A 23,725-nucleotide genomic window follows, 5' to 3' on the forward strand; every position below is an offset into this window, starting at 1 on the left:
TTACCGTCGGCGCCGAGCGCTGTCGACGAATCCACTGACGGCGTATGCGCGTACGAAGTCGGCCACGGCGTCGTCGTTTCGCATGTCGATCACTGCTGACGGAGTCGTGAACAGTGAGAACAGCATTCGGGCGAACCATTCACACGCCGACGGCACGTCGAGGTCCGAGCGAACCTCGCCGGTCAGCTTGGCCGCGGTCACGTAGGGGGCCAGGAAGTCGGCGCATTCCTTCAGGAGGGTGGCGGCGTTCTTCGTCATCATGAGGCTGACTTCCGCTGCGTCGAAGTACGCCTCGGGTTCGACCACCCGACGCGCCTGGGCGACGAAGACGGCGGCGCACACCAACCGTCCCTCCAGCGTGCTGTCCCCATGGCGGTCGATGGCCTTGGCCATGTTGCGGTAGAACCGCTGTGACGCCGCCTCGGCGCAGGCTTCGACGACCGTCTCCTTGTCGCGGAAGTACTCGTAGACGGTGCTGCGCGACACCTCGGCCGCACGGGCGATGTCGACGATGGTCGTCTTGGCCAATCCCCGCGTCCGGAAGCAGGAGAAGGCAGCCGAGATGATTACATCCCGGGTGTCGATCGCCACCGATTGGGTCATGTCAGACGCCACCGCACGACATTAACCGCTCAGCGGTCCGGTGCGAGGATCAGGCCGCTGGTCGGGACGCCCGTGCCGGACGTCACCAGCACATGTTCGACGTCGTCGACCTGGTTGTACGACGTGCCGCGGATCTGTCGGACACCTTCGGTAATGCCGTTCATTCCGTGGATGTAGGCCTCGCCGAGCAGACCGCCGTTGGTGTTGATCGGCATCCGGCCACCCAGCGAAAGCTCGTCGACCGACACGAAGTCCTTGGCTTCGCCTCGCCCACAGAATCCGAGTTCCTCGAGCTGGGTGAACACGAAAGGGGTGAAATGGTCGTACAGGAACGCGGTCGAGATGTCGTCCGGCTTCAATCCGGAGTTGCGCCACAGCTTGTCGCCGACCACCCTCATCTCGGGAAGACCGGTGATGTCGTCGCGGTAGTAACTCGTCATCACCTCGCCGTCGTAGGCGGCGCCCTGGGCTGCGGCCGTGATCACGGCCGGCGGCTTGGCGAGATCGCGCGCCCGCTCGACACTCGTCACCACCATCGCCACCCCGCCGTCACTCTCCTGACAGCAGTCGAGCAGACGCAACACGGGCTCGATGATCCAGCGTGACTCCTGATGCTGTTCGATGGTGATCGGTTTGTCGTAGAACCAGGCATCGGGGTTCTTGGCCGCATGTTTGCGGTCGATGACGGAGATCTTGCCGAAGTCGGCGTTGGTGACGCCGTACGTGGTCATGTAGCGCTGAGCATGAAGTGCAACCCACGCCGCCGGTGTCATGAAGCCGAACGGGGCGTACGGGGCCATCCACAGTGGGGTGACGCCGGGTTGGCGTCCGGCACCGCCGAATCGAAATCCGGAGCGCTCGTTGAAAGCCCGGTAGCAGACCACCGCCTCGGCTGCGCCCGTCGCGACGGCCATCGCGGCCTGCATCACCGTGCCTGCCGCTGCACCGCCTCCGTGCGGAACGCGGGTGAAGAAGGTGAGGTTCTGGATACCGACGTTGCGGGCGACCTCGATCTCTTCGTTCTCATCGACGGTGAATGTCACCATGCCGTCGATGTCCTTGGGGCTCAGGCCGGCATCCTCGATTGCGGCCTTGACCGCTTCACAGGCCAGCTGCATTTCGGTGCGGCCGGATTCTTTGGAGAATTCGGTCTGGCCGATACCGACGAGCGCGGCCCTGGCGCCGATGCCGTCTCTCACGAGACACCCTCGAGCAGGCTGAGCACCGCCGTGCCCTTGACGTGGTCACCCAGGCTGTTGGTCCCCTTGAACGTGACCTCGACGAGCCCCTCGCCGTCCGCAACGGACTTGTCGGTGACGCTGCCCTCGAACCGCAGCGGGTCGTTCGGGTAGGCGGGCACACCGAGCCGGATGGACAACTTCTTGATCATGGCCTCGGGTCCGGCCCAGTCGTGCAGGAACCTCACACACAGCCCGTTCGTCGTCAGGATGTTGAGGAAGATGTCCTTGGAGCCTTGGGAATTGGCGAAGTCGCGATCGTGGTGCACCGGCATGTAGTCGCGGGACGCGATCGCACCGGCGACGATCAGGGTGGTGGTGACTGGCACGTCGAGCGGCGTCACCTCGTCGCCGACGTTGACGTCGTTCCAGGCGAGCGTGGTGGTGCGGTTCAGTGTCGAGGTCATTGGTGTGGTCCTTCCGCGTATGCGTTGCCGAGCCGAGCCAGCTGCTGTGATGCCGAGCCGAGTGCGAGCTCAATCTGCTTGGCCCACAGGAAGTAGCGGGACAGGGGGTAGGTGACGTCGATGCCCATGCCGCCGTGTACCTGCTGCGCGGACGCGGTGATCCGCGCACCGGCCTCGGCGGCCCAGAACTTGGCGATGGCCGCTTCGCGCTCAGCGGGCCTGCCTTCGGCGATCAGCCAGGCCGCATGCCAGGTGGTCCAGCGGATCGCTTCCGTGTCGATGAATGCGTCGGCCAGACGCTGCTGTACGGCCTGAAACGATCCGATCGGGCGGCCGAACTGCTCACGTTCGCTGGTGTAGGACGCGGCCAGCTTCAGCGCACGGTCGGCGACGCCGATCTGCATCGCGCACAAACCAACCAGCGCTCTGCTGTACAACGCGCGGACGATGTCGGCATCGGCGTGCTCGGTGAGCCGCGACCCGATGGCATCGGTCAGTTCGACGTCGGCGAAGGGCTCGCCGTTGGTCGTGGGCGCAGGCGTCACACTTACGCCGCTGCCGTCGGCTTCGACGAGGAACAAGCCGGGTCCGTCGTCCGTCGTGGCCGATACGACGATGGCCGACGCGATCTGCGCCGCGGGCACCAACTCTTTGACGCCGGTGAGCCGCCAGCCCTCACCGTCGACCCGTGCTGTGGTTCGCGGTGCGGTCGGATCCGAATTACCCGGTTCGGCGAGCGCGGCGGTCAACAGGGTGCTGCCGTCGACCACCCCGGGCAGCCACCGCCGCTGAAGCTCCGAATCACCGTGCCGGGCAATGGTATCGGCACCTAGAACGAGTGTCGCGTACACCGGGACCGGCGCGACGCTGTACCCGACCTCGCTGAGCAGCACACCCAACTCGATGAAACCCCCGCCGGTACCGCCGACGGACTCGGGCAGCGCGATTCCGAGCAGGTCGGTCGACGCCAGCTCGGACCAGAGCTCAGCGTCGTACCGGACTTCTGCGGATTCGAGTTCGGTCAGACGCTCCGGTGTCGCACGGTGTTCGAAGAGCTGGCGCGCGACCTTGGCGACGGTCTCCTGCTCCTCGGTGAAGGTGAAGTCCATGTGTCGTTCCTCTACTCAGCGGGCCGGCCGAAACTGGTGCAACGCCAGTTCTTCTCCGCTGGGAAGGGCCTTGAAGGTCTCGTAGAAGACCTCGACGGGCATCCCGACCTCGATCGCTTCTGGCTCGATGTCGCAGAGGTTCGACACGATGCGCACACCCTCGTCGAGTTCGATCAGCGCGACGACGTAGGGATATTCGAGGAAGGGCAGCGGCGGGTACTTCGGCATCACAAAGCTGTAGACCGTGCCGTGTCCGCTGGAAACGACATAATCCCAGCTGAGTGACTGGCAGCTACCGCACATCGGTCGCGGCGGAACGCGGAAGGTCTTGCAGTCGGTACAGCGCTGGATGCGAAGCTCATGCTCCTTGAGCCCGGACCAGAAGAACTCCGTGTCCGGGCTGATCGAGGGGGCGAGTCTGCTGGCCATCGATCACTGCCCACCCGTCTTGAACCGCAGGGTGCGAAACCACTGGCGACCGATGACTTCGCCGTTCTGATCGCGGTAGGTGGTCACCCATGTGACGAAGAACCCGTTGCCCATCGCCGTCTTCTTCTCATCGGAGATCGAGTCGAAGACCGTCTCGGAGGTGATCTCGTCTCCCACCCGCGGATAGCGCTCGATCTCGAACTCGGAGTTCGTCGCGATGATGCCGGTGTAGCCGGCATCGGCGAGGAACTGCAGCGGATTCTCACCCTTCATCTCGATCGGCACACCACCGCGGTCGTGGATGCCCTCCAGCTTCGGCGGCGGCATCGTCCAGGTCTGCAACATCACCGGGGGTGACACGACGTCGCCGTAGCGGGACTTCTTCGCGAACTCGGGGTCGAGGTAGGCCGGGTTCATGTCACCCAGGGCGTACGCCCAGTGTCGGATCATGGCGGCGTTCACCGGATCCGGCGCGCGTACCGGCTTGCCGACACCGTCGGTGGGCTTGCCGATGAGCGCGTCGAGGCGCTCGCGCAGTTCGTCTTTCGCTGTGGTCACTGCCGGATTCCTTTCTCAGGACGCTCGCATGTCACGGGGTGCGCGTGGCATCCCGAGGCCCGCCATGGCGATGATGTCTCGTTGCAGTTCGTTTGCGCCACCACCGAAGGTGTTGATGACGGCGAGGCGGTAGGCGCTTTCGAGTTCACCCTTCAGCGGTGCGTCGGAGCCCTTCCGGGTGCCGGCCTGCCCGACGACGTCGAGGAGTTCGCGGGCCACCTGCTGGGTGAGTTCCGTTCCGAATACCTTTGCCGCCGAAGCCTCTCCCATGCCGAGCGCACCAGAGCTCATGGTGCTGTTGACCCGCAGGTTCAGCAACCGGTAGGCAGCGACCTGCGCCTCGACACGCGCGAGGGCCTGTTGCACCCACGGCTGGTCGATGACGCGTCCGTCGTCGAGCGGCGTGGTCTTGGCCCATTCCACGGTCTTGGCGAACAACGGTTCCAGGGCTCCGAGGTTGCCGAGCGCTGCGCGCTCGAGGTTCAGCTGGTTGGTCACCAGCTTCCAGCCCTGGTTCTCACCGAGCACGATCGCGCTGTCGGGAACCCGCACGTCGTCGTAGAACGTGTAGTAGGTCGATACACCCGGCATGGTGTGTAGGGGTTTCCACGAGAATCCCGGCGCGTCGGTGGGCACGATGAACACGGTGATGCCCTTGTGCTTCTTGGCTTCTGGATCGGTTCGCGCCGCCAGCCAGATGTAGTCGGCGAATTCCGCGCCGCTGGTGAACATCTTGGAGCCGTTGATGACGAACTCATTGCCGTCACGCACCGCGGTCGTTCGCAACGAGGCGAGATCGCTTCCCGCCCCGGGCTCGGAGTAGCCGATCGCGAAGTCGACGGTGCCCTTGAGTATCGCGGGAAGGAACTTCTGCTTCTGCTCCTCGGTGCCGTACTGGATGAGCGTGGGGCCGACGGTGTTGAGCGTGATCATCGGCAACGGCGCATGCACGCGGCGCGCCTCCTCGCCGAAGATGTACTGTTCCAGCGCGGTGAGCCCGCGGCCGCCGTACTCCACGGGCCACGCCACACCGAGCAGGCCGGCCTCCCCGAGCGCACGCCTGCACTCGGCCACCGCCGCGCCACCCTCCCTCAGGCCGGAGACCGCCGCACGCCGTTCAGGGGTCATCACCGCTTCGAGGCGTTCCCGGAACTCCGCACGGAGTCGCTCTTGTTCGGGGGTGTAGTCGAAGTCCATCACACACTCGCTCTCAGCCGCACCGGCATGCGTTTGACGCCCGGCACCATGGTGGCGCGCAGGCGGGTCACGTCCCCGGTCAGTTCGATGCTCGGATAGGTGCCGAAGAGCACCTCGAACATGATCCTGGCCTCGAGCCGCGCCAGTTGCGCGCCCAGACACGCATGCTCTCCCGCACCGAACGCGATGTGCGGGTTCGGGTTTCGGGTGATGTCGAACTCCTCACTCGTGGGCCCGAAGATCTCCTCATCTCGGTTGGCCGCGCCGTACAGCATCACCACCGTGTCGCCGGCCCTGATCTTTTGCCCGCGGATCTCGACGTCGGCCATGGCTCTTCGCGCCATGTGCGTCACCGGACTGGTGAAGCGCAACATCTCCTCGACAGCGCATGTCAGCATGGTCGGATCCGAACGAAGCATCGCGAACTGAGCGGGATGATTTAGTAGCACGGCCGTACCGAGCGCAATGAGGTTGCGGGTGGTCTCGTTGCCGGCCACCAGGAGAAGGAACGAGAAGTTGAGCAGATCGGCGTCGGTGAGGCGTTCCCCGTCGACTTCGGCGGCCGCCAGGATGCTCAACAGGTCGTCCTGCCCGGTGACCTCGCCGGAGCGCCGGGCTTCGATCAGCTTGGTGAAGTATTCGTACAACTCGCCGAGTGCGACCAGGTGGTCCAGTTCGATGTCGGGGTCCGCGGTACCGACGGCCGCATCGGACCAGGTGCGGAACTTCTCCCAGTCTTCCGGTGCAGCACCGAGCATTTCGGCGATCATCCGGGTGGGTAGGGGTGACGCGATCTCTTCGGCGAATTCGTACTCGCGGGAGGCATCGATGCCGTTCACTATGCCGTTGACGATCTTGCGGATCGTGGGTTCCAACAACGACACTTGACGCCGGGTGAACCCCGCGTTGATGAGTTTGCGCAGCTGCCGGTGTCGCGGCGGATCGGTGAAGATCAGATTGCCTTCCTGCACGGGCTCAGGCTGGCTGGGATCCGGAATGGTGATGCCGTGCGTCGACGAGAACAACATCGGGTGGCCCGAGACAAAGCGCACATCCTCGTACTTGGTCAGCGCCCAGAAGTTCGTGACGTCGTTCCACACCACCGGAGTCGTCGCGCGCAATTCCCGATAGGCCGGGTATGGGTCGCCGGAGTAGAAGTCCGGGGAGTGCAGAGGATGAGTGGACGTGGGTCGCGGCGTGGATTCAGTGGGCACGCGGGCTCTCCTCAACACTTCGGTCATCGGACAAACGCATCCGATTTGTCCGATCAGATTGTGTCTACAGCACGTCAGATGAGCATGTCAATGCATATCAGCCCAGGACAGAGGCGTCGAACGTTGACTAGTCGCACCAGCCAGGTGTACACACAAGTCACAAATGTCGGGCGTTCAATCTGAGCGACACGACGGCTCGCCGGTAGCCGGAAGCAGGAAGGTCCAGTGATCTGATGGCCGCATCCACCTTCGTCGACGACTACGACCTCTACATCAACGGCAGTTGGGTGAAGCCCGAAAGCGGCCGATACGACGTCGTCGATCCGGCCACCGAGGCCGTCATCGCGTCGGCGCCGGATGCCGGGGTGGCACACATCGAACAGGCGATCGCCGCCGCGCGGACCGCGTTCGACACCGGGCCATGGCCGACGGCCACACCGCAGGAGCGGTCCCGATGCCTGCAGCAGTTGAGCGACGCACTGCTCGCTCATGGCGACGAGATATACGCGCTCGCGCAGACGGAGTGGGGCTGCACGGCAAACGAACGGCTGATCCATGTCGACGGGCCCGCCTTCATGGCGGGGCACTCCGCGGAGCTCGCGCTCGAGCCGACCGAGGCACCCATGGACGCATGGGGAGCGGCGGGCACCACGCTGTTGCGGTACGAACCCCTCGGCGTCGTGGCGATCATGACACCGTGGAACTTCCCGCACACCCTCAACGTGATGAAAGTGGGGGCGGCGCTGGCCGCGGGCAACACGCTCGTGCTCAAACCCTCACCGCTGACGCCGCTCGCCGGCTTGGCCCTGGCACGAATCATCAACGACGAGACCGACATCCCTGATGGGGTTGTCAACGTCGTCACTCCCACCGGAATCGAGGCGAGCAAGGCGCTGACCCTGGACCCGCGCGTGGACATGGTGAGCTTCACCGGCAGCTCTGCGGTCGGCCGCGACGTGATGGCCGCGGCGGCGGGGACGATGAAACGGATTCTGCTGGAATGCGGCGGCAAGTCGGCGTCCATTCTGCTCGACGATGTCGAGGTCACCGATGAGCTGCTGGAACGGCTGTTGTTCGAGGGGTGCACGCTGCATGCCGGGCAGGCCTGCATCCTCAACAGCCGGCTCGTAGTGCCCGCCGCACTGCACGACGAGGTCGTCACCCGGCTCGCCGACCTGGCGCGCGAGGTGACGGTGGGCAATCCCGTCGACGCGGGGGTGACCATGGGGCCGCTGATCAGCAGGGAGCACCTCGAGCGGGTGGAAGGCTTCGTCCACCGCGCGGAGTCCGATGGCGCAAAGGTGGTGACAGGTGGTGGGCGACCCAAAAACCGCTCGAGCGGTTTCTATTTCGAGCCGACAATCCTGACCGACACGAGTCCCGATTCGTACATCGCGCAGGAGGAGGTGTTCGGTCCGGTGCTGACCGTTCTGCGCTATGACGGCGACGACGAGGCGGTGGCTGTGGCGAACAACTCGGCATACGGGCTCGGTGGTGCGGTGTGGGGCGCCGATGTGGAGCGTGCCGTGGGCATCGCTCGGCGCATCAGGACGGGCCAGGTCTCGATCAACGGCACCATCCCCGGCGACGCCCCGTTCGGCGGATTCAAGCAAAGCGGGATCGGGCGTGAGGGTGGTCTGATGGGGCTGCGCGCATACATGGAGCCCAAAGCAATCGGGGTCCCGGCGTGAGTCCCGAAGGCGACGACGCGCGAGCATCGCAGCGAGTACCGCAGGAACGAGGAACGCAGCGAGGAGCGCAGCGGGGAGGAGTCGAGGCGTGAGTGACGCTCTGGCCGGGCTGCGGGTCGTCGAGTTGGGCAGCGACATCGCCGCACCGTATTGCACGAAGCTCCTGGCCGACCTCGGTGCCGACGTGGTCAAGGTCGAGTCGCCCTGGGGCGATCGGCTCAGGAGTTGGGGCCCGGGCGGCGGCCTTTTCGAGTATCTCAACGCCGGAAAACGGGGTCTGACAGTTGATCTCGATACACCACCCGGTTTGGCGATGGTTCACGACCTGATTGCACAAGCCGACCTATTGGTCGAGGATCTGCCCGCCGGATCGGCCGACCGGTTCGACTGGGGACTCGATCGCGAGTCTTTACAACGGATCAAGCCGGGCCTCGCCGTCGTGAGGATTTCGGACTACGGGCAGGAAGGTCCCCGGCGTGACCAGCCGTCGACCTCACTGACCCTGCAAGCGGCGTCCGGATGGGTGAACGTCAGGGAGTTCGGCCGGCCGCCCGTGCAAGCCGGAGCACGCATACCTGAGTACATCGTGGGCGGTTACGCGGCGCTCGCGGCGCTGACCACGCTGCGAATCGCGGAGGTCGAAGGGGACCGCGTCGTCGAGGCCGACATCTCGGCCTTCGAGTCGTTGTTGTGCACGCTGCCCTATCCGATGCTGTTGGCTGCGCGGTTGAAAAGCATGGGACTACCGACGAACTCGAAGGCCGCTCCGATGTTGGGGATCGTCCGGGCCGCCGACGGTTGGATCGGCATCAACTGTCTGACCGGACAGCACTGGCTGGATGTCTGCGCCATGGTGGGACTGCCGGAGTTCGGCGAACATCAGCTAGCCATCATGTTGGGCGGACCGGAGCGCGACGAGTTCTTCGCGAAAGCGCAACCATGGCTGGACTCGATCTCGGTGGCCGACCTCGTCGAACTGAGTCAAGCCATGCGGATCCCGGCCGCCCCTATCAACGACGGGTCGTCGATCCTCGAGTGCCCGCAGTACCGCGACCGCGGATTCTTCGTCGATGGCGGTCCCGAGGGCGCACGGTTTCGGCGGCCGGGGGCGCCGTTTCGGTTGTCGAAGACGCCGGTGGGCGCTCCGCGGCCCGCGCCGACTCTTGGTACGCCGGGCTCCGCCCGGTGGGAGTCTCGAGACCAGCGTGAGGCTGCCATCGACATCGATGCCTCGCAGCCGTTCGCGGGCCTGAAAGTCTTTGACCTCAGCACGTTCTGGGCCGGCGCGTATCTCACGTGTTATCTCGGCGCGTTCGGTGCCGACGTCGTCAAGGTCGAGTCGATCCAGCGACCCGATGGGCATCGGTACTCGGGTTCGCTGCTGCGCAACAGCGACGAGTGGTACGAGATCGGGCCGTTGTGGCAGGGGACGAACCTCAACAAGCGCGACATCACCCTCGACCTCAGCACCGAAACCGGCCGAGAGCTGGCGCTGCGGCTGGCGGCCGATGCCGACGTGGTGATCGAGAACTTCTCCCCGCGGGTGGTCGAACAATTCGGCCTGGACTACGACTCACTGGTGAAGGTCAACCCCGGGGTGGTCATGGTCCGTATGCCGGGCTTCGGCCTGGAGGGCCCGTGGCGCGATTACGTCGGCTGGGCGTTGAACATCGAACAACTCGCCGGCATGTCGGCGGTCACCGGGTTCGCCGACGGTCCGCCGTGCAATCTGCAGGGCCCGGCCGACCCGATCGCGGGCGTGCACGCCGCGGTGGCGTTGCTCTCCGCGCTCGAACACCGGCGACGGACCGGTGACGGGCAGCTGATCGAAGTAGCGCAGATCGAGGTCGGCGCCGCGGTCACGGCCGAACCCGTCATCGAGTACTCGATGACCGGCCGCGTGCGTGAACGTGAGGGCAATCGGCACCGCCACTACGTGCAGGGCGTCTATCCCACTGCAGGCGAGGATGATTGGGTGGCCCTTTCCGTACGCGACGACGCCGACTGGGCCGCCGTCACCGAGGTCGTCGACCGTCCCGAACTGCGCGAGGACCCGAGATTCGCGTCGGTGGAGCGACGCTCGCGGCATCACGACGAATTCGACGAGGTGATCGCGGAATGCGCGGCCGCGCGGGGCGCCGAGGAGTTCGCCGAAGCGCTACTGGGGCGCGGCGTCCCCGCGCAGAGGGTGATGACCGCAGACCGGATGTACGACGTCGACCAACTCGATGCGCGGGGATTCTACGAAGACCTCGACCATCCGATCGCGGGCCGACAGCGCTTCCCCGGTTGGCCGTTCCGGATCACGCCGGGACCGTCGCATCACCACCGCACACCGTCACCGACTCTCGGTCAACACAACGACGAGGTCCTCGAATCGCTCGGGCTCACGCGCGAGGAGATCTCGGCCCTGCGCGAGCAGCAGGTCATCGGTGAACGCCTACTGAACGCCTAGCTTCGCGAGATTGAAGTGATGCAGCCAAAGTTCGAGAGAACATCTGCATGAGTGCAATCTCGCGCTACGGCACCATTGCGGCGATCGTGTCGACGACGCAGGCCGGCCGTTCGGAGCCCTCGACCTCGACGGTGACCCGCACCGTGGCCCTCGCACCGTTCTCGGCGCGGTCCACCTTGATCAGCTCTGCGCCCGCGCGGATACGTGAGTCGACGGGCACGGGCGCCGGGAACCGTAGTTTGTCCACGCCGTAATTCACCTGCATCGACAAGCCGGTCACCTGGTAGATCTGTTGCACGAGAATCGGCACCAACGACAGCGTGAGATAGCCGTGGGCGATCGTCTTGCCGTAGGGCCCTTTCGCGGCCTTCTCGGCGTCGACGTGGATCCATTGGTGATCACCCGTCGCCTCGGCGAACAGGTCGATCTCCCTCTGGGTGACCTGGCGCCATGCGCTGTACCCCAGATGCTCGCCCACGTGCTCTTCGAAAGCGGCGATCCCGTCGTACTCCGTCGGTGAAGAGGTCGTCTGCGTCATGCCGGGACTTTTTGAAGGCCGAGCTGCTCGATGGCGTTGCCGCCCATGATCTTCGCCTTCGTCGTTTCCGACAACCCCTCCAGCCGGTCGACGAAGCTCAGCGGATCGCCGATGCCCTCGGGGTGCGGGAAGTCCGAACCGAACATCACATGGTCCTCACCCATGATCTCGACGATCCCTTTGATGTCGTCCTCGAGGAACGGGTGGATGTAGACGTTGCGCTTGAACACCTCGACCGGATGCTCGTCGAACTCTTTGGGCATCGTCCGATAGGCCTTGTCCAACAGACGTAGAAGGTTTCGCACCCAGCCGCTGCCGTTCTCGACCACGAGGACCTTCAGGTCGGGGAAGCGCGAGAGCGCACCGTGGCAGATCAGCGCGGCCAGGGTGTCCTCCATCGCCCGGAAGCCCATCACCACCTCGCGCAGCGCGCTGGGCTTGAACGACAGGTACTCATCGCCGCCCTCCCATTCCATGAGGTGCTTCTGGTAGCCGCTGTCTGCGGCGTGGAACGTCACGGGAATGCCGGCGTCGACGACCTCCTGCCAGAACGGGTCGAACTCCGGCAGGCCCATCGAGCGGGAACCCCCGAACCGGCTCGGCACCGGCGCGGGGCGGACCAGGAAGGTCTTCATGCCGCGCTCGAGGCACCAGCGGAACTCCTTGATGGCCTCGTCGACCAGAGGCAGACAGATCACCGGGGTGGCGAAGATTCGGTCGTGGTAATTGAAGGTCCAGTGTTCGTGCATCCACTCGTTGAGCGCATGGATGATGGCATGGGTCAGGACGACGTCGTCGGTGGTGCGCTCCTCGATGAGGCTGGCCAGCGTGGGGTACATGACACACTGGTCGATGCCGAGTTCGTCCATCAGCTCCAGCCGTGGTGCGGGCGCCTGGAAGGCCGGGATCACTTCCATTGGCTCCCCGACGAACTCGCGGAAGTTCAGCCCCTCGGGGTTGTTGCCCAGAAAGTAGTCCTCCGCGCTACCCGGGCGCGCGACGCGTTCGAATGTCGGGTTCGGGATCATGTGGCTGATGTGATCCTTGACGACAAGCTTCGGCCGGCCGTTGACCTCGACGTAGCCGACCTTCCCCCGGTGCTGCTTCGGAAGATACTTCGTGAGTGCGTCGGTCGTCTCGTACATGTGGTTGTCGATGTCGAAGACCGGGTACGGCAGGGACCGGGTAGGCATGTGGCCGACCTCCTAAGAGCAGCGAATATGACCGTTTACGGTTATTGAGAATGACGTTATCACCATGCGCTGGCAACATCCATATCGGCTCAGGTGCCGGCAAGCTCTTTCCAGGCTTGGACCACCTCGTCGGTCGTGGTCACCGTTGCGAGCAGCGCCAATGTGTTGTCGATGACCGACTCCGCGTACTCACGCGGATACCCGCTCACCGCGTCGCGTGGCAGCACGAACTGGTAGCTGCGGTTGACGGCATCCATCACGAAGTTCGGTATCGCGATGTTGACCGAGACACCGACTCCCACAATGGTTCTGATGTTGAGATTGCGGAGCACGGAGTCGAGGTCGGTGCCGGTCATCGGTCCAACGCCGTGCAGGCGAGTGAGGACGATGTCGCTGGGCGCCTCACCCAGTTCGGGCAGCACGGAGGCGCCTGGACTTCCCGGCGTCAAGTCGGCGGCGAATGACTTGCCGGCCATGAACAGCCGAGCGTTGGTGTTGGAGCCGCGGTTGTCGGGGCGTTTCTGGATCAGGCAATGCACCACCGCGACGCCGGCCGCGCGGGCCGCGTCGAGCAGTCTGGCGATGTTCGGTATCGCCTCGCGCCGTGCCTCTTCGGCGAGCATCGGCAGCCCGGCTTGCGGGCCGATCACTCCGCCCTGGCACTCCTGGGTGACCAGCGCGGTCGTGGCGGGATCGAGGAGATCGAGCAGGCGTGGTTGCGGCATGAGAGCACACGTTATCGCGTTACGGCAATTTCTGTTTACGTCATCGCCGAGGGCGTCACGCGATGAACTCTTTGGCGAACGCCCGCGCGTGATCGATCACCTCGGAGCGGTCGGAACCCGCAGGAGCGATGGTCAGCCACGTCACCCCAAGTGCCTCGAGCTTGGCGATCGTGGCGTGCCGCTCGTCAGCAGACTTGCTGTCGTCGAGGAGGTTGCCCGCCGAAAAACAGATGTCCAGTGGTTCCGTGCGGCCGATCTCGGCGGCGTATTTCTTGGCCCACGCGATGGCGGACTCCAGATCCTCGAGCGTGGAGATCTCCGCGGTTCGTGACGCGGCCGCGTAACCGAAGGTGTTGAACGGTGCCCAGCCCTGGGCGCGCGAGACCGCACGTCGCACAGCCGGCTTGCTGTTGCCGCCCACCCAAATCGGTGGAGGTGTCACAGGCACCGGCCGCAGCCGGACTCCACGCGCGTTGAACGATGTGCCTTCGTGGGCGGTGTCCGCACCGGTCATCACCTTGCTCAGCACGTCGAGTGCCTCGTCGAGCAACTCCCCACGGTTGTCGAAATCGATTCCGAGCGCCCGGAACTCAGGCTTCAGATAGCCGGCGGCAGTGCCGAGAATGAGTCGGCCACCGGACAGCACGGCGAGGCTTTGGATCGATTTCGCACCGAGGAAGGGGTTGCGATAGGCGGCGATGTAGACGTTGGTCAGCAGTCTCACGTCGGTGGTCGCCGCCGCGGCGAACGCGAGCGCGACGAACGGGTCCAAGGCGTGGTGTCCGCCGTGGTCGAGCCACTTGGCGTCGGGGGCCGGGTGGTCGGTGACGTGTACGGCATCGAATCCGCTGGCCTCTGCGACACGGGCGATATCCGCGATCGCTTCGGCAGTGACGAACTCGGGCACGGCCTCCACCCGATGGGTGGGCAGTTCAAGCGAGTACGAAATGGTCACGGTCGTCCTTTCCGATCAGTGGCTCGTGATGTGACGAGGGTCGCCAGGCGTTGTGCGTGGTAGTCGGGGGTGCCGAAGATCAGTTGGGTGGCTTTGGCGCGACGGACGTAGAGGTGCGCGTCGTGCTCCCAGGTGAACCCGATGCCGCCGTGGATGCGCATGTTGTCCAGCGCAACCTGCAGAAACGCCTCAGAGCACGCCATCTTGGCCACCGACGCCGCCACCGCCAACTCTTCACCGTCGGGAAGTTCGGCGGCGTGCTGCGCGGCGGATCGGGCACCCTCCACCAATACGAGCATGTCCGCGCAGCGGTGCTTGACGGCCTGGAAGCTGCCGATGGCGCGGCCGAATTGGATCCGTTCCTTCGCGTAGCCGACCGCCATGTCGAGGCATCGCTGCGCTGCACCGACCTGTTCTGCGGCGAGCGCAACGAGGGCGAGGTGATATGCCCTCTCCAGGCCCGCCGCGGCGCCGCCGTCAGCGCCGATCAGCCGGGCCTCAACCCCGTCGAAGCGCAGCTTGGCGACTCGGCGGGTACGGTCAAGCGCCACCAGCGGCTCGCGGATGAGCTCGTCGGTATCCGCGTTGACCGCGAACAGCGACACACCCGCGGCCGTATTCGCCGCGGCCAGAATGGTATTCGCGATGTGCCCGTCCAGGACACGATCGGCCTCTCCATAGAGCCGATAGTCGACGCCGTCGCCGCGCGCCGTCAGCGGCGCGGCCCCTCGGTCCCAGGCATCGAGGGTCCCGCTGAGGACGGCAGTCGCGGTCCTCGAACCGTCCAGAAGCGGGGGCAGGTACTCCCGCACCGCGGCGGCGTCACCGCTTGCGAGCAGCGTGGGGATCGCCAGCGCGACCGTGGAGAAGAAGGGAGCGCACAACAGGGCCGCACCCGTCTCCTCGAAGACGACCGCCAACTCCCGCATGCCCGCCCCGGCGCCCCCGAACTCCTCGGGCACCGCGATCGAAGCCAGGCCGAGGTCGGCGGTGAGCTCGCGCCAGATCCGGTGGTCGTAACCCGCGGGGGAATACATCGCGGCCCGAACGGCACTGCTCGGCGATCGGGCGACAAGAAAATCGCGGACCGCTTCCCGCAGGTCGGCGAGATCGACACTTTCAGTCGTGGACACACAGACCGCCTACGAGATCCCCGACCAATACGCTAGCCAATATCCCAACCAATACCCCAACCAATACCCTTGGTGCAGCCATGTTTTCCTTCCGCGTCGGCGCAGCGGTGGTCACCTTCGTGATGACCAGGCCGACAGCGACCGCACCCATTCGCGGCATCCCGGGATAGGCATTACCGATCGAGGATAGTATCTTTTCCTGTCAGAGAGAATAAGCATTCTCGCAAGTTGAAGGAGCAGCGCGGTGACCACCCTGGACTACGGCATCATTGACTGTGATACGCACTGCTATGAGACGCGCGACGCATTCACCCGATTCCTACCCGAAGAGTTCAAGGACCGCGCCATCACGACCGTGCGGGGGGCCGACGGAGTTGAGGTGATACTCGCCGGTCATCGCGTCGCGACGTTCAACAGCGAGGGCGGCCTCGGCCTGGACGTGGCGTATCGCCCGGGTTCGCTCAAGGAGATGCTGCGCCAGATGGGCTCGGGCAACCCCGAGGAGTCCTACGAGCCGCAGCCGATGCAACCGGAATACATCGAACGTTCCGCGCGGCTCGCGGTGATGGCCAAGCAGAACGTCGAGCGGATGGTGATCTATCCGAGCGGAATGGCACTCGCCGCCGAACACTACGTCGACGACACGGCGGCGCTGTATGCGAACCTTCGGTCGTTCAACCGCTGGATCGACGACGAATGGGGTTTCGACTTCGAGGGCCGCATCTACGCGACCGCGCTGCTGTCCCTGCGCGACCTCGATTCGGCGATCGCCGAGACCGAGGCGATCATCGCGGAGGGCGCGAAGTTCGTGATGCTGCCGACCGGTCCCGCCTACGGGCGGTCGCCGGGCGATCCGTATTTCGACCCGGTGTACGCCCGACTCCAGGAGGCCGGCTGCGTGCTGGTGTACCACATCATGCCGTTCTGGTATTTCAATGCGATCTCGCCTTCCTGGGGCCACAATCCCGACCCTGCGTCCTGGCACATGTCGGCGTGGCAGTGGATGAACATCTACGGTCAGCGGCCGATCGAGGACACACTCTCGGCGTTGATCTTCGACAATCTGTTCGGCCGCTTCCCGAAGCTCAACGTGTTGGTCGCCGAGCACGGCGCCGAGTGGGTGCCGTTCTTCCTCAAGCACATGGACAAGAGCCGCGGCATGGGCCGCAACGGTCCGTGGATCGGAGGCAAGCTGACCGAGCGGCCGTCGACGATCTTCCGGAAGCACGTCCGCGTCGTCCCGTACCCCGAGGACGACATCCCGGGCATCGTCACCAGCCTGGGTTATGACGACGTGCTGGTGATGGGTTCGGATTTCCCGCACGCCGAGGGGCTGGCCGAACCCGCGGATTTCCTCAAGCTCCTCGACCCGCTCGACGACGCGGCGAAGCGACGCATCATGCGCGACAACGCCGAACAGCTGCTGCTGCGGAGCTGACCACCGGTGGGCCCCGAGGTCGACGACTCGATCGACATCGAACTGGTACGTGACGCGGCGCGCGACTACCTGGCCGGGTGCGGCACCCACGACTCCCTCAAAGACCTCGCGGCGATGGACTGGACGGGACTGCTGGTCGACGAGGATCTCGGCGGCAGCGGGTGGCGCCCGGTGGAGACGGCGGTCATCGCCGAGGAACTCGGACGGTCGGGAAACTCGACGCACTGGCTCGGCAGTGTCATCGCTGCTGCGGCGTTGGGTTCAGCTCCGCCCGAGGCACGTGACCGGTGGTTGCCCGCCATGCTCGACGGGACGGCTGCGGCGGCCTGCGCCCTGGCCGCTGATGTCACGCGGGTGTCGGGCGCCGACTCGGTGGACATCATTGTCACCCTCGGTGCCAACGGGATTCAGCTGTTCGAGGCGGCAAGCACCCTGCCGCGGGAAGTCGACGAAGAGCTGTTGGACGTCAACCGGCCGGTATGGCGTGTCGAACTCTCCGGAGCGCAGAACGTGACCATCGGTGGATCCGATCGAGCGGAGCAACTACTCGCTCTGGGCAGGATCCTGCTGAGTGCGGATTCGCTCGGCGCACTGTCGGCCACATTCGAGCGGCTGGTGACCTATCTCAAGGACCGAACCGCCTTCGGCGCGCCGATCGCGAGTTTCCAAGCGGTACAACACCGTTTGGTCGAGCTGTTGGTGTTCGAGGCCAAGGCCCGCGCCGTCCTCACCAAGGCTGCCCGCGCGCTGTCCGCCGATAGCGTCACGAGCGATGCGGTCACTCTGTCCGTCGTTGCGCATTCCTTCATCGCGGCGAACACCACGGCGGCGGTCGACGAGTGCATGCAACTTTCGGGCGGCATCGGATTCACCTGGGAATACCCGCTGCATCACGAACTGCGCCGAGTGTTCACGAACGCGTGCCTCCTGGGCACGGCGCGTTCCAGCCGCGCCCTGTTCGCCGACAGGGCCGGCTGGTGAGCGCCCCGCGGACCCGGCCCACCGAGGCCGAGCTTGCCGAGTTTCGGGACCGCGTCCGGGCACACATCGCTGAACACGCACCGCCGTTCGAGGCCCGAGAGGGTCATCGGGCACCGGAGACCGACGAGCAGGAAACACTGCTGCGCACATGGTTCGCCTCGCTGTTCGACGCGGGATTCGTCGGCGCGGACTGGCCCGTCGAATACGGCGGCCGGCCCGATCACCATCCCCTGCATGATCGGATCGTCTCCGAGGAAATCCTGCGTGCCCGCGCTCCGCGCCCCGTCGATCAGGTCAACCTGGCGGCCCACGTGCTGCTGCATTTCGGAACCGATGAGCAGAAATCCGCTCTGCTGCCGCCGATCCGGAGCAGCGAGCACGTCTGGTGCCAGCTGCTCAGCGAGCCCGATGCGGGCAGCGACATCGCCGCGGTGCGCTGTAAGGGCACCCCGCGGCCCGACGGGTCGTGGGTGATCGACGGACAGAAGACGTGGATCACCGACGGGCACTGGGCTGACATGGGCTTGGCGCTGATCCGCACCGATCCGTCGTCGTCGCGTCATCACGGGCTGTCCGCGTTCATCGTGCCGTTGGCCTCACCGGGCATCGAGATTCGTCCGATCCGCACGATCAACGAGGCGATCGAGGTCAACGAGGTCTTCTTCGATGATGTGACGATCCCTCCCGACAGCCTGATCGGGGAGCCCGGCCAGGGCTGGTCGATCATCATGGCGGGCCTGGACTTTGAACGGTTCGGTATCGGCGGCAACGTCATCCTGCTGGAACTTCTCATCGACGATCTGGTCACGGTGGCCGGTCACGGTCGGATCGACGACATGCCGGCACTGCAACACGCCGATATCCGGCACCAGGTTGCGGAGTTGGCGGTCGAGGTCGAGGTCGCGAAAGCCTTCATCGACGACCATGTCGAACGGCTGGTGGCCGACGCCGAGCAGACGGGCGACGGTTCGATCGCCAAGCTCAGCTTCGCCGAGACGTATCACCGGGTTTCGGCCTACGGCGCGCAGCTCTCGACGATGGTCTGCACCGTCGCCGCCGATCCGGCTGTGGCGCTCGCCAAACAGCGTCTGAAAGAATGCTGGCTGTGGTCCCGTGCATACACCGTGTCCGGGGGCAGCTCTGAAATGATGCGCAACATCCTGGCCAAACGATGCCTCATGCTGCCGACGCGCTGATGGCGCAAACCTACTGGAACTTGGTCGAAGCGGCGGCCCAGAACCACCCCGCCCGCGTCGTACTCGTCGATGACTACGGTCGCAGCCTGACCAACAGCCAGTTGCACGATGCGGCGGAACGCACCGCCGCCGCGTTGTTCGAACGTGGGGTCACCAGAGGCACCGTGGTGACGTGGCAGTTGCCGACCACCCTGGAGACGATGGTCGTGATGGCGTCGCTGACCCGTCTCGGCGCGGTCCAGAATCCGGTGTTGCCGATCTGGCGCGAGAGCGAAGTCCGTTTTGTCACTGCGCAGCTCGGTGCCGAGGTGTTCATCGTTCCCGGTCTGTGGCGCGGATTCGACCATGTCGCGCTCGCCGAGGAGCTGATACGCGAACGGCCCATGACGGTCGTGGTGATCGACCACAGCGCGCCGATCACCGGGGAACTCCGGTTGCCGTCGGGTGATCCAGCGCTTCTGCCGGCGCCGCCGACGGACGCCGAGGAACCGCGGTGGGTGTACTACTCGTCGGGCACGACCGCGGCGCCGAAGGGTATCCGGCACTGTGACCGCTCGGTGATCGCCGGGTCGGCCGGGGTGGTGGGCATGTTCGGCGCCTCGAACAGCGACATCAACCCGATCGCGTTTCCGGTCTCGCACATCGGCGGCGCCGCGATGCTGGCGGCCAGCCTGCTCACCGGTATGCGCCTGGTCCTGTTCGACACCTTCGATCCGATCTCCACTCCGAAGGCCGTGGCCGCGCACCGTCCGACGATGCTCGGCTCGGCCACCCCCTTCTTCGTCGCCTATATGGCTGCGCAGCGGGAGCATGGCCCCGAGCCGCTCTTTCCCGATCTGCGCGGGTGTGTCGGGGGAGGTGCGCCGATCACGCCCGAGCTGGGACGCCAAGCACGGGAAACGCTTTCGGTGGCGGGAATCGCGAACTCGTGGGGCCTGACCGAGTTTCCGGTGGTGACCTCGCCGCCTCCGGACGGTAAACCGGAGGTTCTCGACCACACCGTCGGACGGCCAGTGCCTGGGGTCTCGATACGCGTGGTCGACGAGAACGAGCGCGAGGTCGGGGTCGGCGAGGAGGGAGAATTGCGCCTCAAGGGACCCCAGTGCTTTCTCGGCTACGTCGATGCGGCGCTGGACGCCGATGCCTTCGATGCCGACGGCTGGTTTCGCAGCGGTGACCGGGGCCGGATCGACGCCGACGGCAACGTCGTGATCACCGGACGCATCAAGGACGCCATCATCCGCAACGCGGAGAACATCTCCGCCCTGGAGATCGAGGGCGTCTTGGCCAGCCATCCTGCCGTTGATGACGTCGCGGTCATCGGGGTGCCGGATCCGCGCGCCGGCGAAAGGGTGTGCGCCGTCGTCGTGCCTCGACCCGGCGCCGAGGTGACGCTGTCCGCACTCGCCGAGCATTGCCGGGCGCAGGGCCTGAGCCGGCACAAATCGCCGGAGAGCCTGCAACTGGTGGAGGCGTTGCCGCGCAACCTCACCGGCAAGGTTTTGAAGAACGAACTCCGTGCGCGATTCGGTGCGCCGCATCCGTTAAGCCTCGCTCCGCCGATCGACCCCTAAATCCCGATCAACTCCTTGAGGTTGCCGCCCATCACCCGGGCGGTGGTCTCGGCGGGCAACCCCTCGAGTTCCTTGGCGAAATCCGCCGGTTCTGCGAGGCCTTCGGGATGCGGGTAGTCCGAACCGAACATCACGCGGTCGGCGCCGAGGATCTCGATGAGGCGCGACATGTCTTCCTCATGGAACGGGTTGACCCAGACGTGTCTGCGGAAGACATCGCTGGGATGCTCGCTGAAGTCGTACGGCCGCTTGTGGTACACGCGGTCGAAGACGTCCAACAGGCGGTGCGCCCAGGAGCCCCCGTTCTCGACCACCCCGATGCGTACCCCCGGAAAGCGTTCGAACACGCCGTGAGCGATGAAGGCAGCGAGGGTGTCGAAGATGTTGCGGCTCTCCTCGTAGATGAAACCCCGTAGCTTGCTCAGCGCGAATCCGTTGAACTCCGCTGGGTCCTCCCAGTCATCGACGTAGCGCTCATAGCCGGAATCCGAATTGTGCATCTGAACCGAGATTCCCGAAGACTCGACCAGTCGCCAGAAGTCATCGAACTCGGGCAGCGCTGCCGAGCGCGAGGTGCCGTCTTCGCGCGGGACCGGGGCCGGACGGATCAGTACCGTCCTCGCGCCGCTCTCCAGGCACCATTCGAGCTCCTTCACTCCCAGTGCGGGGTCGTTGAGCGAGATGGCCGGCACGGGAAAAATCCTGTTCTCGTAGTTGAACGTCCAGTCTTCGAGCAGCCAACGGTTGAACGCGTGCGTAATCGCGTGGGTGAGTTCGGTATCCGACTTCGTGCGTTCCTCGAGCATGCCGGCCGTGGTCGGGAACATCACGGCACCGTCGACGCCCTGGCGGTCCATCAACGCCAGCCGAAGGTCGGGACGGCGGAACTCGTCGGGACATTTGATGGGCGCGGCCAGTTCCCGCAGCGTCTTGCCTTCAGGGTTCACGCCCCGGAAGTAGTCAGCCCAGGCGCCGGGAGTCGGGATCACTTCGTAAGTCGGGTTGGGGATGGTCTCGGTGATGACACCGAGGATCTGTAGTTTCTTGCGGCCGTTGATGTCGACGAACTTCAGTGCTCCCGAGTATTTCTCTGGCAGGTAGCGCGTGTAGGCGTCGATGGTTTCGTACATGTGGTTGTCGGCATCCCACACCTCGTACTGTTTGTCGATCACCCGTCGACTCCTCTCGCACTGTGCCACCACGTCACGGTAACGGCATTATCGTACAAAGAGAAGTGCGATTCTCACGGCGCCGAAACTGAAGTTCTGCAGCAAACTGCGGGAGAAATCGTTCACAGCTTCAGTTTCGAGTCCCGACTCAACGACTAGAGGCTGGTGTAGTGGCCTCCGTCGATGCCCAACGTTTGACCCGTGACGTAGCGCGCCTGCGGGCCGACCAAGAAGGCGACGGCGGCACCGATATCGCGCTCGGGGTCACCGATGCGGCCCAGCGGGATTCGGCGCGCGAGCCGCTCCTCCATGGCCGGTTCGGCCTCGATGGCCGCGGTCATGGCGGGTGAATAGGCTAGGGGCGAAACGATATTGACCGTGATGCCGTAGGGCGCCCACTCCCGCGCCAGGCTCTTGGCGAAGCCGCGCAGCGCCCCCTTCATCGTGGCGTAGAGCGGCAGCGTCGCACTGCCTTCCATGCCCGCCGGCGAGGTCATCACGAGGAAGGTTCCGCCACCCTCCTTGAGCACAGGGAACGCCGCAACGGCGCAGTGGTGGGCACCGCCCAGCGACACTGCGAAGTGGTCGGTCCAGAGCGCGCGGTCGACGTCGGTCAACTGGTGCGGTTGGCTGGAGAGGTTGCTCGTGGCGTTGTGCACCACCGCGTCGAGCCGTCCGGTGGTCGTCACGGCGAGGTCGACGGCCTCGGCGACCGAGTGAGAGTCGGTCACGTCGCAGCGCGCCCACGTCGCGTGATGACCTCGTGCGGCGATCTCGGCGACGACCGCCTGTCCGGTCTCTGACCGGGTGGCGACGACGACGTGGGCTCCCTCCGAAGCCAGTGCCAGCGCGATGCCGCGGCCCACCCCGCCCCCGGCGCCGGTGACCATCGCGGTCAAGCCGGTGAGGTTCACGGCAGCATCACCGATCCGCCGTCGGCGACGATCGTCTCTCCGGCGAGGTGATCGAGGTCCGGCCGCAGCAGGAATTTCACCGACTCAGCAACGGTATGCATCAGTGTCGATTCGTCCGTGACGGCCGCGACGGTCAGATGGCCGGCCGCAGCCGCGTCGTCGGAGAACATGGACAGCGGCACGGCGACGAGGTTGGCTGCGACACCCTGTGAAGCCCACTGCCGGGCAGCGGATTTCACCATCGCCCGGATGCCCTCGACCGCGGTGGTGTACGCCAACAGCCCCGGAGCGCCTGCCATCCCGATCGTCGGAACGACGACGACGATTCGCCCCTTGCCGTCGGAGAAGGCCGACCGTGCCCGTTGTAGCGCCGTGAGCGTGCGCCACATCGCTGCGTCGACGAGACGATGCCAATCGTCACCGCTCACAGCTATAACGTCAGCCGGCTGCGGGCAGGGATCGGCGATGATGACCACACTCTCTACATCCGTCGGTAGCTGGCCTCCCGGAGCCACGGTGACTGCATCGAGTGTCGTTGCGAGCGTGTTCAATAGCGTGCCGGACAGACCCGTCACCACGGTGGAGGAGGTCACGTCACCGGCTCGGCGCAGATGCCACGCGTTCTTCGTGGATTCTGACCAATTCGCGGAACCCGATGCTTTCGTACCTGGGCTTGGGCTGGATGCCCCACTCGTCGCGAGCGGTCTGCTGGCCGGCCGCTTCAGGTGCTCCGCCGAACGGTGGGCCGCCTATCGGATAGGGCTGTTGGCACTCCAGGTTGTCATCGGAGAAACGCACCTTGAGAAGTTCGCTGCAGATTTGGTTCAGTGACAACGTCGGCCACCCGTACCAGATCGCCATCACCGGCACGGTCAGCGACCCCTCGATGACCAGGCCGAACAGGCAGACGAACAGGCCGCGCTTGAGCCACTTGTGCATTCGGGCCCAGGTGGGTGTGGTGCCCAGCGGTAGCGACTCGGCCGAATCCTTCGGCTCCACAGCGGAGTT

23 protein-coding genes are annotated in these 23,725 nt (G+C 65.3%); 6 read left to right on the forward strand and 17 right to left on the reverse strand.

Annotated features, from left to right (window positions below; all coding sequences use genetic code 11):
* Genes AU193_RS04480 through AU193_RS04515 form a run of 8 tightly spaced genes read right to left on the reverse strand, consistent with a single transcriptional unit; the run spans position 1 to position 6,713 of the window.
* The gene (locus tag AU193_RS04480; RefSeq protein WP_064421151.1) at positions 1 to 603 is read right to left on the reverse strand and encodes a TetR/AcrR family transcriptional regulator; all 603 of its coding nucleotides are present in this window, start codon (positions 601 to 603) and stop codon (positions 1 to 3) included.
* Between the two features lie 29 nt (positions 604 to 632).
* Positions 633 to 1,802 carry a lipid-transfer protein gene (locus tag AU193_RS04485; RefSeq protein WP_064421152.1) on the reverse strand — a complete coding sequence of 390 codons (1,170 nt, stop codon included), beginning with the start codon at positions 1,800 to 1,802 and terminating at the stop codon, positions 633 to 635.
* Complete coding sequence (locus AU193_RS04490) at positions 1,799 to 2,248, reverse strand: MaoC family dehydratase (RefSeq protein ID WP_064421153.1); 450 nt, start codon at positions 2,246 to 2,248, stop codon at positions 1,799 to 1,801. The genes AU193_RS04485 and AU193_RS04490 overlap by 4 nt, the downstream gene beginning before the upstream one ends.
* Entirely contained in the window at positions 2,245 to 3,357 is a 1,113-nt protein-coding gene (locus AU193_RS04495) for an acyl-CoA dehydrogenase family protein (RefSeq protein ID WP_064421154.1), read from the reverse strand. Before AU193_RS04495 ends, AU193_RS04490 begins: the two co-directional genes overlap by 4 nt.
* A 15-nt stretch (positions 3,358 to 3,372) precedes the next feature.
* Positions 3,373 to 3,786 (reverse strand): Zn-ribbon domain-containing OB-fold protein, encoded by a 414-nt coding sequence (locus AU193_RS04500; RefSeq protein ID WP_064421155.1) that lies wholly within the window; start codon positions 3,784 to 3,786, stop codon positions 3,373 to 3,375.
* 3 nt (positions 3,787 to 3,789) lie between these two features.
* The gene (locus tag AU193_RS04505; protein WP_064421156.1) at positions 3,790 to 4,344 is read right to left on the reverse strand and encodes a MaoC family dehydratase N-terminal domain-containing protein; all 555 of its coding nucleotides are present in this window, start codon (positions 4,342 to 4,344) and stop codon (positions 3,790 to 3,792) included.
* Between the two features lie 15 nt (positions 4,345 to 4,359).
* On the reverse strand, positions 4,360 to 5,541 hold the full coding sequence (locus AU193_RS04510; protein ID WP_064421157.1) for an acyl-CoA dehydrogenase family protein: 1,182 nt from the start codon (positions 5,539 to 5,541) through the stop codon (positions 4,360 to 4,362).
* Positions 5,541 to 6,713: a cytochrome P450 gene (locus AU193_RS04515; RefSeq protein WP_064421232.1), complete on the reverse strand. Its 1,173-nt coding sequence runs from the start codon at positions 6,711 to 6,713 to the stop codon at positions 5,541 to 5,543. The genes AU193_RS04510 and AU193_RS04515 overlap by 1 nt, the downstream gene beginning before the upstream one ends.
* Before the next feature lie 275 nt (positions 6,714 to 6,988).
* Between AU193_RS04515 and AU193_RS04520 the strand changes: the two genes are divergently transcribed.
* Complete coding sequence (locus AU193_RS04520; RefSeq protein ID WP_064421158.1) at positions 6,989 to 8,446, forward strand: aldehyde dehydrogenase family protein; 1,458 nt, start codon at positions 6,989 to 6,991, stop codon at positions 8,444 to 8,446.
* A gap of 88 nt (positions 8,447 to 8,534) precedes the next feature.
* On the forward strand, positions 8,535 to 10,901 hold the full coding sequence (locus AU193_RS04525) for a CaiB/BaiF CoA-transferase family protein (RefSeq protein WP_064421159.1): 2,367 nt from the start codon (positions 8,535 to 8,537) through the stop codon (positions 10,899 to 10,901).
* 64 nt (positions 10,902 to 10,965) lie between these two features.
* Here the strand turns inward: AU193_RS04525 and AU193_RS04530 are convergent, their stop codons facing one another.
* The 5 genes from AU193_RS04530 to AU193_RS04550 all read right to left on the reverse strand — a co-directional run bounded on the left by AU193_RS04530 (position 10,966) and on the right by AU193_RS04550 (position 15,445).
* A complete protein-coding gene (locus AU193_RS04530) occupies positions 10,966 to 11,439 on the reverse strand; it encodes a MaoC family dehydratase (RefSeq protein WP_064421160.1) in 474 nt (157 codons plus the stop codon).
* On the reverse strand, positions 11,436 to 12,632 hold the full coding sequence (locus AU193_RS04535; protein ID WP_064421161.1) for an amidohydrolase family protein: 1,197 nt from the start codon (positions 12,630 to 12,632) through the stop codon (positions 11,436 to 11,438). Before AU193_RS04535 ends, AU193_RS04530 begins: the two co-directional genes overlap by 4 nt.
* An 89-nt stretch (positions 12,633 to 12,721) precedes the next feature.
* Positions 12,722 to 13,357, reverse strand: a complete 636-nt coding sequence (locus AU193_RS04540; protein WP_064421162.1) for an isochorismatase family protein — start codon at positions 13,355 to 13,357, stop codon at positions 12,722 to 12,724.
* A 55-nt stretch (positions 13,358 to 13,412) separates the two neighbouring features.
* Positions 13,413 to 14,312, reverse strand: a complete 900-nt coding sequence (locus AU193_RS04545; protein WP_064421163.1) for a TIGR03619 family F420-dependent LLM class oxidoreductase — start codon at positions 14,310 to 14,312, stop codon at positions 13,413 to 13,415.
* Positions 14,309 to 15,445, reverse strand: coding sequence for an acyl-CoA dehydrogenase family protein (locus AU193_RS04550; protein ID WP_064421164.1), 1,137 nt, complete (start codon positions 15,443 to 15,445; stop codon positions 14,309 to 14,311). The genes AU193_RS04545 and AU193_RS04550 overlap by 4 nt, the downstream gene beginning before the upstream one ends.
* A gap of 244 nt (positions 15,446 to 15,689) precedes the next feature.
* On the opposite strand from AU193_RS04550, the gene AU193_RS04555 reads away from it, so the two are divergent.
* Genes AU193_RS04555 through AU193_RS04570 form a run of 4 tightly spaced genes read left to right on the forward strand, consistent with a single transcriptional unit; the run spans position 15,690 to position 20,634 of the window.
* Positions 15,690 to 16,883, forward strand: coding sequence for an amidohydrolase family protein (locus AU193_RS04555; RefSeq protein WP_064421165.1), 1,194 nt, complete (start codon positions 15,690 to 15,692; stop codon positions 16,881 to 16,883).
* Between the two features lie 6 nt (positions 16,884 to 16,889).
* Positions 16,890 to 17,864, forward strand: coding sequence for an acyl-CoA dehydrogenase family protein (locus AU193_RS04560; protein ID WP_064421166.1), 975 nt, complete (start codon positions 16,890 to 16,892; stop codon positions 17,862 to 17,864).
* Positions 17,861 to 19,060 (forward strand): acyl-CoA dehydrogenase family protein, encoded by a 1,200-nt coding sequence (locus AU193_RS04565; RefSeq protein ID WP_064421167.1) that lies wholly within the window; start codon positions 17,861 to 17,863, stop codon positions 19,058 to 19,060. The genes AU193_RS04560 and AU193_RS04565 overlap by 4 nt, the downstream gene beginning before the upstream one ends.
* Positions 19,036 to 20,634, forward strand: coding sequence for a class I adenylate-forming enzyme family protein (locus AU193_RS04570; protein WP_253867614.1), 1,599 nt, complete (start codon positions 19,036 to 19,038; stop codon positions 20,632 to 20,634). The genes AU193_RS04565 and AU193_RS04570 overlap by 25 nt, the downstream gene beginning before the upstream one ends.
* On the opposite strand, the gene AU193_RS04575 is transcribed toward AU193_RS04570, so the two are convergent.
* The 4 genes from AU193_RS04575 to AU193_RS04590 all read right to left on the reverse strand — a co-directional run bounded on the left by AU193_RS04575 (position 20,631) and on the right by AU193_RS04590 (position 23,716).
* Positions 20,631 to 21,764, reverse strand: coding sequence for an amidohydrolase family protein (locus tag AU193_RS04575; protein WP_082682839.1), 1,134 nt, complete (start codon positions 21,762 to 21,764; stop codon positions 20,631 to 20,633). The genes AU193_RS04570 and AU193_RS04575 overlap by 4 nt on opposite strands.
* A gap of 194 nt (positions 21,765 to 21,958) precedes the next feature.
* Positions 21,959 to 22,717, reverse strand: coding sequence for an SDR family NAD(P)-dependent oxidoreductase (locus tag AU193_RS04580; RefSeq protein WP_064421169.1), 759 nt, complete (start codon positions 22,715 to 22,717; stop codon positions 21,959 to 21,961).
* Positions 22,714 to 23,310, reverse strand: coding sequence for an SDR family oxidoreductase (locus AU193_RS04585; RefSeq protein WP_064421170.1), 597 nt, complete (start codon positions 23,308 to 23,310; stop codon positions 22,714 to 22,716). Before AU193_RS04585 ends, AU193_RS04580 begins: the two co-directional genes overlap by 4 nt.
* Before the next feature lies 1 nt (position 23,311).
* Positions 23,312 to 23,716 carry a hypothetical protein gene (locus tag AU193_RS04590; protein ID WP_156425124.1) on the reverse strand — a complete coding sequence of 135 codons (405 nt, stop codon included), beginning with the start codon at positions 23,714 to 23,716 and terminating at the stop codon, positions 23,312 to 23,314.
* Positions 23,717 to 23,725 lie beyond the last annotated feature (9 nt).

Source organism: Mycobacterium sp. GA-1285, from assembly GCF_001499905.1.
GTDB lineage: Bacteria > Actinomycetota > Actinomycetes > Mycobacteriales > Mycobacteriaceae > Mycobacterium.

Excerpts from the sequence above, each read along its gene's own strand:
- AU193_RS04575 (WP_082682839.1), bottom strand. The coding sequence starts at position 21,764 with ATGTACGAAACCATCGACGCCTACACGCGCTACCTGCCAGAGAAATAC.
- AU193_RS04495 (WP_064421154.1), bottom strand. The coding sequence starts at position 3,357 with ATGGACTTCACCTTCACCGAGGAGCAGGAGACCGTCGCCAAGGTCGCG.
- AU193_RS04570 (WP_253867614.1), top strand. The coding sequence starts at position 19,036 with ATGCCTCATGCTGCCGACGCGCTGATGGCGCAAACCTACTGGAACTTG.
- AU193_RS04490 (WP_064421153.1), bottom strand. The coding sequence starts at position 2,248 with ATGACCTCGACACTGAACCGCACCACCACGCTCGCCTGGAACGACGTC.
- AU193_RS04500 (WP_064421155.1), bottom strand. The coding sequence starts at position 3,786 with ATGGCCAGCAGACTCGCCCCCTCGATCAGCCCGGACACGGAGTTCTTC.
- AU193_RS04540 (WP_064421162.1), bottom strand. The coding sequence starts at position 13,357 with ATGCCGCAACCACGCCTGCTCGATCTCCTCGATCCCGCCACGACCGCG.
- AU193_RS04520 (WP_064421158.1), top strand. The coding sequence starts at position 6,989 with ATGGCCGCATCCACCTTCGTCGACGACTACGACCTCTACATCAACGGC.
- AU193_RS04535 (WP_064421161.1), bottom strand. The coding sequence starts at position 12,632 with ATGCCTACCCGGTCCCTGCCGTACCCGGTCTTCGACATCGACAACCAC.
- AU193_RS04510 (WP_064421157.1), bottom strand. The coding sequence starts at position 5,541 with ATGGACTTCGACTACACCCCCGAACAAGAGCGACTCCGTGCGGAGTTC.
- AU193_RS04530 (WP_064421160.1), bottom strand. The coding sequence starts at position 11,439 with ATGACGCAGACGACCTCTTCACCGACGGAGTACGACGGGATCGCCGCT.
- AU193_RS04480 (WP_064421151.1), bottom strand. The coding sequence starts at position 603 with ATGACCCAATCGGTGGCGATCGACACCCGGGATGTAATCATCTCGGCT.